Genomic DNA, 12,606 nt, shown 5'->3' on the forward strand with positions numbered 1-12,606 from the left:
GGAGCCTCCCTCAGTCGCGAAGCCAGCCGGCAGCCTCGGTCGCCCAGTAGGTGAGCACGGCGTCCGCACCGGCGCGACGGATCGAAAGCAGTGATTCCATCACCGCGGCACGACGATCGATCCAGCCGTTCGCACTCGCGGCCTCGATCATCGCGTACTCGCCGGAGACCTGGTATGCCCATACCGGAATATGGACGGCGTCGCGAACCTCGCGGAGGACGTCGAGGAAGCCCATCGCGGGTTTCACCATGACGATGTCCGCGCCTTCGGCCTCATCGATCAGCGCCTCGCGCAGGCCCTCGCGGCGGTTGCCGGGGTCGAGTTGATACGTACGGCGGTCACCCTGGAGCTGGGAGTCGACGGCCTCTCGGAAGGGACCGTAGAACGCGCTCGCGTATTTGGCCGCGTAGCCGAGGAGAAGCGTGTCCGCGAAGCCCTCGGCATCCAGCCCACGACGGATCGCCGCCACCTGGCCGTCCATCATCCCCGACAGACCCAGCAGGTGCGAGCCGGCCCGCGCCTGCGCGAGCGCCATTGACATGTAGCGTTCGAGCGTGGCGTCGTTGTCGACCGAGCCGTCCTCAGCGAGAACGCCGCAGTGACCGTGATCCGTGAACTCGTCCAGGCAGAGATCGGTCTGCACGACGAGTGCGTCGCCGACCTCCGAGACCAGCGCGGCTGTGGCGATGTTGAGGATGCCGTCCGGATCGTCCGCGCCGGAGCCGACGGCGTCGCGCACGGCGGGCACGCCGAAGAGCATCACGCCGCCGACTCCTGCCTCGGCCGCATCGACTGCGGCGCGGCGAAGAGAATCGAGCGAGTGCTGGGCGACGCCGGGCATCGAGCTGATCGGCACCGCCTCGGCGATGCCCTCGCGCACGAACATCGGCAGCACCAGTTGGCGGGACTCCAATGACGTCTCGCGAACCAGATTGCGCACCGCCGTCGACTGACGCAGTCGGCGCGGCCGGATCTCGGGGAAGCTCACGGCGCGAACTCGTCGGCCGCGTGCGGGAGGGTGAAGTGCGAGACAGCATCGATGAGCGCATCGACGGTCTGCTTGTCCGCGACCACCGTGATGGGCAGCCCAGCCTTGCGGGCGTCCTTCGCGGTGCGGGGTCCGATCGCGGCGAGCAGGGTGTCATCCGGGATGTTCGGGAACTGCTCGCGCACTTGCTGAGCGACCGAGCCGCTCGTGATGAGGATCGCGTTGATCCGGCCACTGTCGACATCGCGGCGGATGCGGTCGGTGACCGGCACCCCCACTGTGCGATAGGCGACGATGCTCGAGACCTCGTGCCCCGCCTCGATGAGGGAGCGCGTGAGCACGGGCTTCGCGATCTCGCTGCGCAGCGTCAGGATGCGTCGGGGCGAGGGCTCGAGAGCGAGGAGCTGCTGCGCCATTCCTTCGGCGGAGTTGTCCTCCTCGGGCACCAGGGCGACCTCGTACCCGACGGCCTGGAGAGCGGCCGCCGTCGTCTCGCCGACAGCAGCGATCTTCGTCGATCTGGGAACGACCGCGCGGTGCGCGAACAGCACATCCACGGTCGTGGCACTGGTGATCGTGAGCCAGTCGAACTCTCCGGCCGCGAGCTTCGTCAGCGCGTCGTCGAGCGCTGCCTGGTCTGTCGTCGGGCCGAAGTTGATCAGTGGCGCGACGACGGGAACGGCGCCCTGCGAGCGAAGGCTCGCGGCGACGCCGTCGCCCCAGGGGCCTCCTCGCGGAACGAGGACGCGCCAGCCGGTCAACGGCTTCTCATGGTTCGTTTCGGGTGTGCTGGTCATCAGGATTGCTCTCGGGAGACGAGTCCGGCCGCCCCTTGATCGAGCAGCCGACGGGCGACAGAAAGTCCGATCTCGCGTGCTGCGTGATTCGGGTCCGCACCATCGGCAGCATCCGCTCCATTGCCACTGCCGTTCAGACGAATATACCCCCGGCGCAGAGGTTCGGTGACGTCGAGCCCGATCCGCCTGTCCCCTTCCGGCGCGTAGACGACGGTGCGCACGCGCACTTCCTCGCGGGCCACGACCGCATGCGCAGCCATCGGCGCCTGGCATCCGGCATCCAATCCTTCGAGGACGCCTCGCTCCACGGTGATCGCAAGACGGGTCGCCTCATCGTCGAGTTCTGCGAGGGCGGCGAGGAGCTCTGCGGGCGCATCCTTCGTCGTCTCGACGGCGAGTGAGCCCTGTCCCGGGGCGGTCGGCCACTCGGCGAGACCGAGCTCTTCGCGAACGAGGGCGACCTCGGATCCGAGCCGCGACAGGCCGGCGGCGGCGAGGATCACGGCATCCAACTCACCGGTATCGACCCGCCCCATGCGGGAGCCGATGTTGCCGCGGATGTCGACGACCTCCGCACGGGGTGCTCGACGACGCACCTGCGCGATGCGCCGCGGTGATCCCGTGCCGACCTTCGCGCCGGGGCGCAACTCATGCAACGGCGTGCCGTCACGCGTGAGCACGACGTCTCGAGCGTCTTCCCGCACCGGCGTCGCAGCGATCAGAAGACCGTTCGGCACGGCCGTCGGGAGATCCTTGAGGGAGTGCACCAGGATGTCGCACTCCCCGTTCAGCAGTGCTTCCCGCAGACGAGTCGCGAAGATGCCCATGCCGCCGATCTCGGAGAGCGACGCACGGTTCGTGTCACCCTCCGACACGATGGGGACGAGTTCGACCTTACGCCCCGAGATCTTCTCAAGAGCGGCGGCGACGTGACCGGACTGCGCCTGCGCGAGTGCGCTTCGCCGCGTGCCCAGGCGAATGGGGCGCTGATGCTTCGGAGTCGTCATGGCGGTCTACTGCAGCACGTCCGCGATCTCATCGAAGCGGAGCCTGCGGCCCGTGAAGAACGGGACCTCCTCCTTCACGAAACGACGAGCCTCGGTGTAGCGCAGGTCACGCATGAGATCGACGAGCTCTGTGACATCATCCGCCTCGAGGGGAAGGATCCATTCGTAGTCGCCGAGCGCGAAGGCGGCGACGGTGTTCGCGATGACCCCCTTGAACGCTGCGCCCTTGCGCCCGTGATCGGCCAGCATCTTGCGGCGATCATCTTCGGGCGCGAGGTACCACTCGGGTGTGCGTACGAACGGGTAGAGGCACAGCCAGCCCTTCGGCTCGACGCCGCGCAGGAATCCGGGCACGTGCGCACGGTTGAACTCGGCGTCGCGGTGCACGCCCATCACGTTCCAGACGGGCACCAGCGTGCGCAGGAGTTCGGTGCGACGAAGGCGGCGCAGCGCCTTCTGCAGCTCCTCGGCGGTGTCGCCGTGCAGCCACACGAGCAGATCGGCGTCGGCCTTGAGGCCTGAGACGTCGTAGAAGCCGCGGATGGAGACGCCGGAGTTCTCGATGTGCTCGGAGATCGTCTCCAGCTCTGTCGCGTCGGTCTCGGAGACCGGTGCATCAGGATTGCGTCGCCACACGGCCCAGAGTGTGAAGCCGGTGGGGTTCTCTTCGCTCGCGTCGGACATGCATCCAGTCTGCCCCTTTCTCGAGGAAGGAGCGAATGCAGCCGACGGCGAGGGTCTACGAGGTCAGCGAGCGAGTGCCCGCGCGATCGCCCAGACGAGAGCGCCGGTCGCCGCCGCGATCCCGACGACCGCGGCGACCGCGCCGACCGGGTTGCGATCCGCGAAGACACGCGCCTTCGCAGCGCCGCGCACGGACGCCTTCTCGATACGACGAGGAAGGTTGCCCTTGACCTCGATCGCGGCAAGAGCAGCCTTCAGTTCGGCGCGGGCGGATGCCACGGGGTCGGTGATCCCCGCAGGCACTGCGGTACGGGGCAGATTCAACTCAGAGTTTGTCATCACCGGCGTCCTTCACGATTCGAATATCGGTCGCGACTGCCTGACCGGGGTTCTCCCGGCTCAGCACCTTGCGGAACTTCAGCAGCCCGAACACCGCGCACACCAGAACGCAGAGCAGCAGAAGACCGAGCACCGCCAGCGCCGAGAGCCAGACCGGCCACCATGATGAGAGCCCTGCCACAGCGAAGACGAGGATCATCGGGATCAACCAGAACAGGAAGAACAGCGCGATCACGAACCAGACGCTGCCGATCCCCGCATCCTTCGCAGTGCGGGAGATCCACGTCTTGGCCGCATCTATCTCGGCTTTGACGAGCTTGCTGACCAGTTCGGGAAGATCGCCGAGCAGGGTCAGAAAACTGTCGTCGGCGCGGTCACGGTATCCGCGAACCATGTCACTTCCCGTTCGTCGAAGTCTTCTTCGCCGTTGAGGCCGTCGACGCACTCGAGGCGGCGGGTTTCTTGGCGGCCGGCGTCTTCGCTGCGGTCTTCGCGTCCTCCACCACACCTTCTGCCACCTCGGCGACGTTCTCCGCAGCCTTCTTGGTCGTGGCGATGGCGGAGTCGAGCTTCTCGCCAGGCGTGGTCCCGTTGCCCGCAGACTTGGCCACCTTGACGATGCCTGACCAGACCGCGCCTGGGATGGCAGCAGCCTTGTCGCCCGCGAAGGCTGTGAGCTTGGTCACCTGGTCCTGAACAGGATCGAGGTGCCAGACCTTCAGCCATTGCTTCTTTATCTGTTCGTAGCGCTCGCGTCCGGCGCGCGTGCCGAGTACGTAACCGACGCCGAGTCCGACGACGAGTCCGATCTTCCCCTTCATGGGGTCTCCTCACGTTGTTCCGGTCGAGCCGCAGGATTCTGCCCCTGGCGGCCAGGTACCCAGCGTAACCCCATATGCCGATTTCGGCATCTATACCTCAGGGGGTTGACAGCCATCGCCGTCTCACTCCCAGAGCAGGCTCCTGCGGAGGCGGTCGGCTTGATCCTCCGCATCCGGGATCACCTGCGCGAGCCCTGTCCCGGCGAGCCATGCCCCGACGACGGCGAGGCCATCGAGCTTCTGCACTTCTGCGCGCACTGCACGACGGCGGCCGGCCGCGCCGATGAGGGAGGCCGGCTGCGCCTGCGTGAATCGCGCCCGATGCGAGTCGACCAGTGTCGATTCGTCGAGCGGCACTCCGAGCATGTCAGCGGCCTCGCGCAGTGCAAGCCGAGCGGCGTCCGCGTCGTCGAGTCTCGCTGTGGCGGCGGGCTCGCCCTGCGCACCGAACGACACCCGCACGATGTGTCGGCCGCCTGCGGCCTCGCGCAACCAGGACCACTTCGCCGTCGCGTGCGTCAGCGCCTTGGCCGTGTGGCTGCCGGGCACGGTGAGCACGCCCGTGCCACGCGGTGCGGCATCGAGCGCCGGTGCATCGAGCAGCAGACTCACGATCTCGATCTCCGGAGCGGCGCCGGCAGTGCCGAGAGCGTCGATGTGGCCGTCGAGAAGGGTGCGGGCCGCTGGCTCCGCGGTGGCGATGATGACGGCATCCGCGACGAGCGTCTCGACGCCCTCCGACGGCGCCGGGAACGCGACAGTCCAGCCATGGCCGTCACGAGCCAGCATCTGCACGTCGACGCCGGTGCGCACGACTGCGCCGAGCTCGACCAGATCGTCGACCAGGGCGTCGACGAGGGCGCTCATGCCGCCGGCGAGGGCTTCGACTGCAGAGCCCGGAGCCTTCTTCGCGCGGTCCGCACGATCGGCGAGCAGCTGAGCCACGCCCCCGGAGAGCGAGCCCGTGCGCGTGAGTGCCTCGTTGAGGCCGGGAGCGGCGACTTCGGTGTCGATGTCGTCTGGAAGCGCCGAGTAGACGCCTGCGGTCACCGGAGCGACCAGCCGGTCGCGCACCTTGTCACCCATGCGCGTCGAGACGAGTCGGCCGAGACTGTGCTCCTTGCCGATCGTCAGCGGCGGTCGCAGTCGGTCGACATAGGCGCGCCACGCGCCGCCCCAGCCGATGATGCGGCGCACGTCATCGGCGAAGGGATTCGACGGGATGCCGAGGATGCCGCCCTTGGGCAGCGGTGCCGCTGCGACTCCCGGCACACCGACCAGCCATGCCCCGTCCGGGTTCGGGGTGACGATGCGATCGGTGAGACCGAGGTCGGTGAGCAGTTCGCGCACGTGCCCACCGCGCGTCGCGTAGCTCTCGGCGCCGGCGTCCACCGCTATCCCGTCGAGCTCGGCACTGCGGATGGCCCCGCCGAGGCTCGCCGCCTCCAGCAATGTCACGTTCATCCCGACCTTCGCGCACTCGCGCGCGGCGACGAGACCCCCGATGCCGCCACCGATCACGATGATGTGGCGCTTCGCCGCCCTCGCGGCGAGGTCGACGGGATCATCCGTCATGCGCGCGCCGCATCCGAACGGGAGTGCACCAGCTCGACGATACGGGTGAGCTGGTCCGGATCGGTCTCCGGCGGCACGCCATGGCCGAGGTTGAGGATGTGCGCGCGGGCTGCGCGTCCGCGCTCGAGCACGTCGAGCACATGCGCCTCGAGAACGTCCCACGGCGCAGACAGCAGCGCCGGGTCGATGTTGCCCTGCACCGTGACATCCGGCCCGAGGACGCGGGCCGCCTCGTCGAGCGGCTGGCGCCAGTCGACGCCGACAGCAGATGCGATGCCGTCGAGCCTCATGTCGCCGAGGAAGGGGCCGGTACCGACACCGAAGTGGATCACCGGGATGCCGAGATCTGTCACTGCAGCCTTGGAGTGCGGGGCGATGAACGCACGATAGTCGGCAGGGTTGAGCGATCCGGCCCAGGAGTCGAAGAGCTGAACGGTCGCGGCCCCGGCGTCGCGCTGAGCTTCGAGGAAACGGCGAGAGATGCGTGAGAGCCAACCTGCCAGACGATCCCACGCCTCGGGATCGGTGTGCATCATGGCACGGGCGCGGAGGTGCTCCTTGGACGGGCCGCCCTCGACCAGATACGCAGCGAGCGTGAATGGCGCACCGGCGAAGCCGATGAGCGGGGTCTCGCCGAGTTCGGCGGTGACGATGCGCACCGCTTCAGCGATCGCAGTGGTGTCCAGCGCGTCCGGATCGATCGCGGTGATCCGATCGACGTCGGCCCGAGTGCGCACAGGTTCCGCGAACACCGGGCCGCGACCGGGCTCGATCACGACGTCCACACCGGCAAGGCGCAGCGGGATGACGATGTCGCTGAAGAACACCGCCGCATCGACACCGTGGCGACGCACCGGCTGCAGCGTGATCTCCGCCGCGAGGTCGGGTGTCAGGCAGGCATCCAGCATGCGGGTGCCGACGCGGAGCTCACGATATTCCGGGAGAGAGCGTCCGGCCTGACGCATGAACCAGACCGGGGTCTGCTCCGGTCGGTCTCCGGCGAGCGCTCGCAGCAACGGGGCTGAGGGGGAAGGCATGCGTCCATCTTCCCATCCGGACTCTGTGGGTGCCCGGTGTCCCCATTCAGAAGGCACTCCGGAAGGCGGCGTAGTATGTCCCTGTGCTGCTGTGTGTGACGGCGAACCACAAGACCGCCTCTTTCGAAATGCTCGAACGACTGAGCCGCACCCCCGACGACGTCGCGCCGAACCTTCTGCGCCTCGCTCCGTGCGTGCAGGGTGCAGTCGTCGTCTCGACGTGCAATCGGTTCGAGGCGTACGTCGAGGTCGATGAACCGGTCACCGCCGCCGGCGCCGTAGGCGTCGAGGCCGTGCTCGAGGCCATCGAGCAATCAGCCGGAATCCCCACTGCGGAATTGGACGGCGCGTATGCCGTGCACTCCGGACGCCGGGTCGCCGAGCATCTGTTCGCCGTGGCATCCGGTCTGGAATCCGTCGTCTCCGGCGAAGGCGAGATCGCCGGCCAAGTGCGTCGCGCGCTCACGACCGCCCGCAAGCACGGCACCACCTCCCCCGAACTCGAACGACTCTTCCAGCGCGCGAGCCAGGCGCAGCGCAAGGTCAAGAACGTGACAGCGCTCGGTCGCGCCGGCCGCTCACTGGTGCGTCTCGCACTCGAACTCGCCGACAGCCGCATCGCAGACTGGTCCGCAGAGCGCGTGCTGCTGGTCGGCACGGGTTCGTATGCCGCAGTCACCCTCGCGACGCTGCGCGAACGTGGCGCCACGAACATCTCGGTGTACTCGCCGTCAGGTCGGGCCGAGCTCTTCGCCAAGAAGCACGACATCACGGCGGTATCCGAGGCCGACTACGCACGCGTCGCCACGGCGTCGAGCCTGCTCATCACCTGCACCACCGCGACCGAGCCGGTACTCGGCCGTGCGCAGCTGCAGGGCCCGATCACGAACGCGACCGCGGGATGCCCGATGGGGCAGCAGAGCTCACAGCTCGTGATCGACCTGGGCATGCCGCGCAACGTCGACCCCGACATCGCGAGCCTCGAGGGCGTCGCGCTGCTCGACCTCGAGACCATCCGGCTGCACGCCCCTTTGGAGGAGCTGCAGGCGACGGATGCCGCGCGTACGGTCGTTCGCGAGGCCGCTGACACGTTCCATGTCGTCGGCGCGCAGCAGAGCGTGACACCCTCTGTCGTCGCGTTCCGCACGCACATCCTGTCGCTGATGGAGGCCGAGATCGAGCGGGCTCGTTCCCGCGGCGACGAGGGCGGCAAGGTCGAGCAGGCCATGCGGCACCTCGCGGGTGTGCTCACGCACACTCCGACGACACGTGCGCATGAACTCGCAGCTCAAGGGCGGGGCGACGAGTTCGCCGCCGCACTGCAGACTCTGTACGGCATCACGGCGGATGTCGCTGTCGATGCGCCGACGGCAGAGTCGGCCTGACCCGGCTCCGACGCTTCGCTCCGGATCTTGCGCTCGAGTGCAAGACTGGATGCATGGCCCTTCACATCACCGGAGATACCGCCGCCGATTCGCTGCTGACTGAGAACCCGCTCGCTCTACTGGTCGGGATGCTGCTCGATCAGCAGGTGCCGATGGAGACCGCATTCGCCGGCCCGCTGAAGATCGAGCAGCGCACAGGTGCGGCGGATGCCACGGCCATCGCAGGCATGGACCCCGAGGCCTTCCTCGAGGCGTTCAAGCAGACGCCGGCTGTGCACCGGTTCCCCGGCTCGATGGCCGCTCGAGTGCAGACCCTCTGCCAGGAGCTCGTCGACTCATGGGATGGGGACGCCGCGGCACTGTGGACCCGCGACGACCCGGACGGCGCAGAGGTGCTGCGACGTTTGAAGAAGCTGCCGGGCTTCGGCGAGCAGAAGGCGAAGATCTTCCTCGCTCTGCTCGGCAAGCAGTACGCGTTCACCGGGTCGGGATGGCGTGAGGCGTCCGCCCCCTACGGGGAGGACGACTCCTACCGCAGCGTCGCCGACATCGTCTCCCCCGAGTCACTCACGAAGGTGCGCGAGCACAAGAAGGCCATGAAGGCTGCTGCCAAAGCCGTGAAGTAGATCAGGCCATTGTCAAGGCCGGTCCGGCGGACGATGCGATGACGCAGACTGGTCGCAGACGATCCAGGGAGCGCACATGTCGAGAAACGTCCGAAGGATGAATTGCCCGCCTGATGCCGTCTTCCGCGTGTTGGCGGACGGCTGGCTCTATCCGAGTTGGGTCGTCGGAGCATCGCGCATGCGAGACGTCGATGCCGCGTGGCCGCAACCCGGCGCGAAGTTGCATCACTCGGTCGGAGTCTGGCCGGCACTCCTCGATGACACCACCAGCAGCGTGACGTGGAATCCGCCCCGTCTGATGGTGATGACCGCACGCGGCTGGCCGATCGGAGAAGCGCGTGTGACGATCGACGTCAAGCCCTTCGGCGGCGGATGCCTGGTCCGCATCCAGGAGGAGGCCGTCAGCGGACCCGCGAAGGCGATCCCCCGCGTGCTGACCGATGTGCTGCTGCAGTGGCGGAATGCCGAGACATTGCACCGACTCGCATATCTCGCCGAAGGATTCGGCCAGATCGACACAGCATCCCCGCCGGAGACCCGATGACGGCCGGTTCAGCCGAAGTCGACGCCACTGTCGTCGGCGCGGGGCCGAACGGTCTCGCCGCCGCGGTCACACTCGCACGCGCCGGGCTGTCGGTCCGAGTCTTCGAACGCGCCGCGAATCCGGGCGGGGGTGCGGCGACCGCAGAGCTCACCCTGCCGGGCTTCCGCCACGACGTCTGCTCTGCGGTTCATCCGCTCGCCTTCGAATCGCGCTTCTTCCGGGAGTTCGAGCTCACTCGACGCGTGCCCTTCGCCGTGCCGGAGATCTCCTTCGCTCATCCGCTCGACGGCGGCAGGGCTGGGATCGCATATCGGGATCTGGAGCGCACGGCGGAGCGTCTGGGCGTGGACGGCAAGGCCTACGCCAGACTGCTGCGTCCCCTCGTCGAGCGGTCGACGAGAGTCGCCGATTTCACCGGCGACACACTCCTGCGCATTCCCCGCGACATCCCGACCGCCCTCGCGTTCGGGCTGGCGGCGTTGGAGCAGGGCGGCCCGCTGTGGAACGCGCGCTTCCGTGAGGATGCCGCTCCCGCCATGCTCACCGGTGTCGCATCGCACACGATCCTACCGCTGCCTGGTCTGGCCACCGCCGGGGCCGGCCTCGCATTGACGGCCTACGCGCATGGCAAAGGCTGGCCGATTCCGATCGGCGGCAGCCAGAGCATCATCGACGCGATGGTCGACGACCTCCTGGCGCATGGCGGCGAACTCGTGACGGATCACGACGTCACCTCGCTCGACGAGCTGCCGAACTCACGCGTGACGCTGCTCGATGTCACGCCGCGCGCGCTGAGCAGAATCGCCGGAGACCGGATGCCGGAGCGATACCGCCGAGCGCTGGGGCGCTTCCGCTACGGGAACGCCGTCGCGAAGGTGGACTTCGCACTCTCCGAACCCGTGCCATGGTCGAATGAGGAACTCGGTCGCGCCGGAACTCTCCACCTCGGCGGCACACGGGCCGAGATCGCGGCAGCCGAGAACGCCGTCGCGCACGGCACCCTCTCCGAATCTCCGTACGTGCTCGTCTCGCAGCCGTCAGTGTTCGATGACACACGCGCGCCGGCCGGTCAGCACACACTGTGGACCTACACGCACGTGCCCGCGGCATCGCGCGCGGACAGGTCGGAAGCGGTCATCCGTCAGATCGAACGGTTCGCGCCCGGCTTCCGTGACACGATCCTGGGGATGTCCTCCCGCACGGCGATCGACGTGGAGCACCACAACCCGAACTACCCGCGCGGCGACATCTCCGCCGGCACCCCTGATCTGGCGCAGCTGCTGCGCCGCCCTGTGCTCAGTCCCGATCCGTGGCGGACGCCGATGAGTGGCATCTACCTCTGCGGCGCATCGACCACGCCAGGACCAGGTGTACACGGCCTGGCGGGCTGGCATGCGGCGCTGAGCGCGCTGAGGAACGACTTCGGCACCAGTGCGCTGCCGGTTCTCGCAACGGACCGCGCTTCTGGCAGAGAATGAACGCATGAAGCAGACCGGTTCGAACGTCGCAGCACTGATCTCCGCAGCGACCCCTGCGACCAGACGGCGGGATGCCGAGACGCTGACAGCCCTGATGCAGGAGATCTCCGGCCGCGAACCCGCCACGTGGGGAACGATCATCGGATTCGGCTCCTGCCATTACCGCTACCCGACCGGTACCGAAGGCGACATGCCCATCCTCGCGTTCGCCCCGCGTAAGGCCGCGACCACGATCTACCTCGACGACACCGGGCGCCACGGTGAGGCTCTCGGTGATCTCGGCCCGCACACCACGGGCCGCGGATGCCTCTACATCAAGGATCTCGAGAAGGTCGACCTCGATGTGCTCCGCGGGATCCTGGAGAGCACGCTCGCCTGGACCGAAGCCGGCGGCGACGACTACGCGAAGATCACCGTCACCGACTGACTCCCGTTCCTCGGCCCTCTGCACGCCTGCGGACATGAGCGACGGCAGCGCGCGCGACCCGTCAGCGGGCGCCATAGCGCGCGACGATCTCCTCGGTGAGAGACGGCCAGATGCGCTTGTGCTCATCGCTGAAGGCGACACCGGAGAGGAACGCCGCGCCGAGGTCGCTGGACCGGTCGATGAAGAGGAAACTGCCCTGCCCACCGAAGTGACCTGCGGTCGCGGGCGGAAGGCTGTCGCTCAGCCAGTGCGGACTCTTCGAGCCTTTGAGCTCGAATCCCAGTCCCCACTGGTTGTCGTCGAACGAGCCGTATCCGGGCACGACGCCGCGCAGCCCGGATCGTGAGACCGAGAGCGCGAGGTCGCGCAACGCGACCGGGATCAACGCCGGTCGCAGCACTTCGCGTGCGAAGGACAGCAGATCTGCGATCGAGGCTCGATAGCCCGCGGACGGGCGACCGGTCACGTCCGTGTCCTGCATGCCCAACGGCAAAATGACTTCACGGGCCAGCCACTCGGCGAGCGGCATGCCGACGGACGCGCCCACGTGCGCGCCGAGTGCGTCGAACCCGGCGTTCGAGTAGATGCGCCGCGTTCCTGGCGCCGCCTGCGTCTGGTCGCCTTCGAACGGCAGTCCACTGGTGTGGTCGAGCAGGTTCAGCAGCGTGGATCCCTCCGGCCCGGCCGGCTCGTCGAGGTCGACGAGCCCTCGCTCTACGGCGATCAGCACGCCCCACGCCGATATGGGCTTGGACACCGATGCCAGCGGGAGGGCGGCGCGCGGATCTCCCTGCACGGCGACGGTCTGCTCCGGGCCGGTCACCCCCACCAGTGCCGTGTGCGGGAAGCCGTCCGTTGCTGCGAAATTCGTGGTCTCCACCCTGTCATCGTCCCACGT

15 protein-coding genes are annotated in these 12,606 nt (G+C 68.0%); 5 read left to right on the forward strand and 10 right to left on the reverse strand.

Features of this window, described 5'->3' with window-relative positions; genetic code table 11:
* Positions 1–10: 10 nt before the first annotated feature.
* From hemB to hemE, 9 genes are all read right to left on the reverse strand, one after another.
* Positions 11–988, reverse strand: a complete 978-nt coding sequence (gene hemB / locus QFZ46_RS05745) for a porphobilinogen synthase (protein WP_307359265.1) — start codon at positions 986–988, stop codon at positions 11–13.
* A complete protein-coding gene (locus QFZ46_RS05750; RefSeq protein WP_307359267.1) occupies positions 985–1,785 on the reverse strand; it encodes a uroporphyrinogen-III synthase in 801 nt (266 codons plus the stop codon). Before QFZ46_RS05750 ends, hemB begins: the two co-directional genes overlap by 4 nt.
* The gene (gene hemC, locus QFZ46_RS05755) at positions 1,785–2,792 is read right to left on the reverse strand and encodes a hydroxymethylbilane synthase (protein WP_307359269.1); all 1,008 of its coding nucleotides are present in this window, start codon (positions 2,790–2,792) and stop codon (positions 1,785–1,787) included. Before hemC ends, QFZ46_RS05750 begins: the two co-directional genes overlap by 1 nt.
* A gap of 6 nt (positions 2,793–2,798) precedes the next feature.
* The gene (gene hemQ / locus QFZ46_RS05760) at positions 2,799–3,476 is read right to left on the reverse strand and encodes a hydrogen peroxide-dependent heme synthase (protein ID WP_307359271.1); all 678 of its coding nucleotides are present in this window, start codon (positions 3,474–3,476) and stop codon (positions 2,799–2,801) included.
* Positions 3,477–3,539: 63 nt separating this feature from the next.
* Positions 3,540–3,815 (reverse strand): hypothetical protein, encoded by a 276-nt coding sequence (locus tag QFZ46_RS05765; protein WP_307359273.1) that lies wholly within the window; start codon positions 3,813–3,815, stop codon positions 3,540–3,542.
* Positions 3,802–4,209 carry a phage holin family protein gene (locus QFZ46_RS05770; RefSeq protein WP_307359275.1) on the reverse strand — a complete coding sequence of 136 codons (408 nt, stop codon included), beginning with the start codon at positions 4,207–4,209 and terminating at the stop codon, positions 3,802–3,804. The genes QFZ46_RS05765 and QFZ46_RS05770 overlap by 14 nt, the downstream gene beginning before the upstream one ends.
* A gap of 1 nt (position 4,210) precedes the next feature.
* Positions 4,211–4,636, reverse strand: coding sequence for a hypothetical protein (locus QFZ46_RS05775; RefSeq protein ID WP_307359277.1), 426 nt, complete (start codon positions 4,634–4,636; stop codon positions 4,211–4,213).
* Between the two features lie 123 nt (positions 4,637–4,759).
* Positions 4,760–6,211, reverse strand: coding sequence for a protoporphyrinogen oxidase (gene hemG / locus QFZ46_RS05780; protein ID WP_307359279.1), 1,452 nt, complete (start codon positions 6,209–6,211; stop codon positions 4,760–4,762).
* Positions 6,208–7,248, reverse strand: a complete 1,041-nt coding sequence (gene hemE / locus QFZ46_RS05785) for a uroporphyrinogen decarboxylase (RefSeq protein ID WP_307359281.1) — start codon at positions 7,246–7,248, stop codon at positions 6,208–6,210. Before hemE ends, hemG begins: the two co-directional genes overlap by 4 nt.
* An 83-nt stretch (positions 7,249–7,331) precedes the next feature.
* Here hemE and QFZ46_RS05790 point away from each other — a divergent pair, with 83 nt between their 5' ends.
* The 5 genes from QFZ46_RS05790 (at position 7,332) to QFZ46_RS05810 (ending at position 11,708) form a co-directional block, all read left to right on the forward strand.
* On the forward strand, positions 7,332–8,633 hold the full coding sequence (locus QFZ46_RS05790) for a glutamyl-tRNA reductase (protein WP_307359283.1): 1,302 nt from the start codon (positions 7,332–7,334) through the stop codon (positions 8,631–8,633).
* Positions 8,634–8,686: 53 nt separating this feature from the next.
* Entirely contained in the window at positions 8,687–9,259 is a 573-nt protein-coding gene (locus QFZ46_RS05795) for an HhH-GPD-type base excision DNA repair protein (RefSeq protein WP_307359285.1), read from the forward strand.
* Positions 9,260–9,335: 76 nt separating this feature from the next.
* Entirely contained in the window at positions 9,336–9,803 is a 468-nt protein-coding gene (locus QFZ46_RS05800; RefSeq protein ID WP_307359287.1) for an SRPBCC family protein, read from the forward strand.
* Entirely contained in the window at positions 9,800–11,281 is a 1,482-nt protein-coding gene (locus QFZ46_RS05805; RefSeq protein ID WP_307359289.1) for a phytoene desaturase family protein, read from the forward strand. Before QFZ46_RS05800 ends, QFZ46_RS05805 begins: the two co-directional genes overlap by 4 nt.
* Before the next feature lie 4 nt (positions 11,282–11,285).
* On the forward strand, positions 11,286–11,708 hold the full coding sequence (locus QFZ46_RS05810; RefSeq protein WP_307359292.1) for a DUF1801 domain-containing protein: 423 nt from the start codon (positions 11,286–11,288) through the stop codon (positions 11,706–11,708).
* A 61-nt stretch (positions 11,709–11,769) separates the two neighbouring features.
* On the opposite strand, the gene QFZ46_RS05815 is transcribed toward QFZ46_RS05810, so the two are convergent.
* The gene (locus QFZ46_RS05815) at positions 11,770–12,588 is read right to left on the reverse strand and encodes a serine hydrolase domain-containing protein (protein WP_307359295.1); all 819 of its coding nucleotides are present in this window, start codon (positions 12,586–12,588) and stop codon (positions 11,770–11,772) included.
* Positions 12,589–12,606 lie beyond the last annotated feature (18 nt).

The sequence above is a fragment of the Microbacterium murale genome, assembly GCF_030815955.1.
GTDB classification, from domain to species: Bacteria; Actinomycetota; Actinomycetes; order Actinomycetales; family Microbacteriaceae; genus Microbacterium; species Microbacterium murale_A.

What these genes read in the sequence shown, in the direction of transcription:
- QFZ46_RS05750 (WP_307359267.1), bottom strand. Translation starts at nt 1,785, where the DNA reads ATGACCAGCACACCCGAAACGAACCATGAGAAGCCGTTGACCGGCTGG.
- hemC (WP_307359269.1), bottom strand. Translation starts at nt 2,792, where the DNA reads ATGACGACTCCGAAGCATCAGCGCCCCATTCGCCTGGGCACGCGGCGA.
- hemQ (WP_307359271.1), bottom strand. Translation starts at nt 3,476, where the DNA reads ATGTCCGACGCGAGCGAAGAGAACCCCACCGGCTTCACACTCTGGGCC.
- QFZ46_RS05765 (WP_307359273.1), bottom strand. Translation starts at nt 3,815, where the DNA reads ATGACAAACTCTGAGTTGAATCTGCCCCGTACCGCAGTGCCTGCGGGG.
- QFZ46_RS05770 (WP_307359275.1), bottom strand. Translation starts at nt 4,209, where the DNA reads ATGGTTCGCGGATACCGTGACCGCGCCGACGACAGTTTTCTGACCCTG.
- QFZ46_RS05775 (WP_307359277.1), bottom strand. Translation starts at nt 4,636, where the DNA reads ATGAAGGGGAAGATCGGACTCGTCGTCGGACTCGGCGTCGGTTACGTA.
- hemG (WP_307359279.1), bottom strand. Translation starts at nt 6,211, where the DNA reads ATGACGGATGATCCCGTCGACCTCGCCGCGAGGGCGGCGAAGCGCCAC.
- hemE (WP_307359281.1), bottom strand. Translation starts at nt 7,248, where the DNA reads ATGCCTTCCCCCTCAGCCCCGTTGCTGCGAGCGCTCGCCGGAGACCGA.
- QFZ46_RS05795 (WP_307359285.1), top strand. Translation starts at nt 8,687, where the DNA reads ATGGCCCTTCACATCACCGGAGATACCGCCGCCGATTCGCTGCTGACT.
- QFZ46_RS05800 (WP_307359287.1), top strand. Translation starts at nt 9,336, where the DNA reads ATGTCGAGAAACGTCCGAAGGATGAATTGCCCGCCTGATGCCGTCTTC.
- QFZ46_RS05805 (WP_307359289.1), top strand. Translation starts at nt 9,800, where the DNA reads ATGACGGCCGGTTCAGCCGAAGTCGACGCCACTGTCGTCGGCGCGGGG.
- QFZ46_RS05810 (WP_307359292.1), top strand. Translation starts at nt 11,286, where the DNA reads ATGAAGCAGACCGGTTCGAACGTCGCAGCACTGATCTCCGCAGCGACC.